The sequence below is a fragment of the Argonema antarcticum A004/B2 genome, assembly GCF_023333585.1.
In the GTDB taxonomy this organism is placed as follows: domain Bacteria; phylum Cyanobacteriota; class Cyanobacteriia; order Cyanobacteriales; family Aerosakkonemataceae; genus Argonema; species Argonema antarcticum.
In genome coordinates, this window is record NZ_JAIQZN010000221.1 from 1 (window position 1) to 1,942 (window position 1,942).

The window sequence follows — 1,942 nt, forward strand, 5'->3', positions numbered from 1 at the left end:
ACCTTATTATCAGCGAGGTCGAAGAGCCGAAAAGCTTATTCAGTCTACTTTTGAGCTATAGTTGTCGCCCCTTCAGACCTGGGCTCTGGGTGGAGGCGAAATAAGAAGCTAATCAACAAAAAAAGGCGATGATATATATACAAAAGGGAAAGTAAGACATACGCAAATACATAAACTAAGGGAAGGCGTGAAGAAAGAAAGTTGGGGTAAGATAGGCACAAAGCATTGACAAAGTGCGATCGATAGAGATGGTTTGTTCACAGGCAGTAACAGAATCAGAATTAGGGAGCTTTAAAGTATCAGAAGAAGTATTAAAGCGCCAACAATCGATCGTGAGCGATTTCTGCCAGGAAATATCCAAAAAACTAGGTAGCAGGATACAACAGTTTTACCAACAAATATTGGCCCTTGGACAATCAAAATACCACAGTGATGGCAATTGGGATATTTCGATTCATCAGGACATCGCCGCCAAAGCCAGTCAGATCAAAGAATGGATGAACTCACAACCGGGCAAGCGAGGGTCGGAAGCTCTAGGCTTCTTGACTAAACTCAGATACTTTACCCACATTCGTAACTTACTCAATTCATTAGTAGAAGCAACGGTCAAAGAAACTTATTTCACTCAAGTATCCTCTTGTATAGAGATATTTCAGGAGCAGTTAAAGAAACAGATGGCGCAAGAGCTAGCGCAAAAAAAAGGAAGACAAAAACGGTTGCTAGCGGTGCGGAAAAAACATAAAGAAACCATCAACTTTGGCGATTTGCATCAATACGCACTCAGCGTGCTGTCTTCCCTGGAAGCTACTGGCAGTGCTGATTGGAAACAAGTATCGGTAGCCTTGGCGATCGCTACAGGCAGAAGAATGGCAGAAATTCACCAGAAAGCCACTAAATTTGAGTACGTTGAGCCGCACTACGTTTTGTTTACGGGTCAACTGAAAGCGCGGGGGGATGCAGCAATTTACTTTCAGCAAAATCCCAGCTACCTGATTCCTGTCCTGGTGGATGGGTCATTAGTGGTGAAAGGTCATCAGTGGTTAAAGTCCAATGGCCTGGTAGCTACTTCCCCGCCCTTAGCCAGTCGGGTGTTTGGAGGTTCTCTAGGCCAGTTGATGAAGCACAAGCGGCAGGATTGGGGCATTAGCCATCCCTATTTCACTTACAAGGCACTGCGAGCCATTTATGCCGTAGCCTGTAATCAAATTTTCAATTCATCAGACGCAGATAACACGCTCTACATCGCTATCATCTTAGGTCTAGGTCGAGGTCAATTACTCAAATGGGGTTTGATTACCGACACCCAAACTCCACATAGCTATATCAGTGATTTTCGGGTCACAGGCACTGACTGTGTTTGCCAGTCTGATCCTGACTTGTGGGAGAATATCTATATACAAGAGGTTATAGAAAAAGAAGTGTCAGCAGTCGCCGTTCGCACTGGGAATATCTATATACAAGAGGAAATAGATAAGCAAATGAGATGCGATCGCACTGGGGCTATCTATATACAAGAGGAATTGAGCAGGCAACAGCCCAGCGATCGCAGTGGCAGTATCTATATACAAGAGGAAATAGAGAAGGAAGTCGGCGGCGATCGCACTGGAATTATCTATATACAAGAGGAATTGAGCAGGCAACAGCCCAGCGATCGCAGTGGAGCTATCTATCAACAAGAGCATATGGGCAATCAATTTTCCGGCCATCGCACTGACAATATCTATATACAAGAGGTAAAGTCAGGGGGGCATCTATTTACAGCAGGGCATGAGTGACCAAGTTATCTATATACAAGAGGAGTTATACAAATACTAGAAGGAATGACAGGCTAACTATCTATATACAAGACCATAAGTAGGATATCAGCATCACTATACAAGAGGGATAGAAAGCGATATTACCTGTATTTAATACATGGGCTCTCTAGAGAGCCCATGTATTA

At 43.8% G+C, this 1,942-nt stretch carries 1 protein-coding gene; it reads left to right on the forward strand.

All coding sequences use genetic code 11. From position 1 onward, the window contains the following. The first annotated feature begins 248 nt into the window (after positions 1-248). The gene (locus LAY57_RS35460) at positions 249-1,775 is read left to right on the forward strand and encodes a protelomerase family protein (protein WP_249072168.1); all 1,527 of its coding nucleotides are present in this window, start codon (positions 249-251) and stop codon (positions 1,773-1,775) included. Positions 1,776-1,942: the final 167 nt, after the last annotated feature.

Excerpts from the sequence above, each read along its gene's own strand:
- LAY57_RS35460 (WP_249072168.1), top strand. The coding sequence starts at position 249 with ATGGTTTGTTCACAGGCAGTAACAGAATCAGAATTAGGGAGCTTTAAA.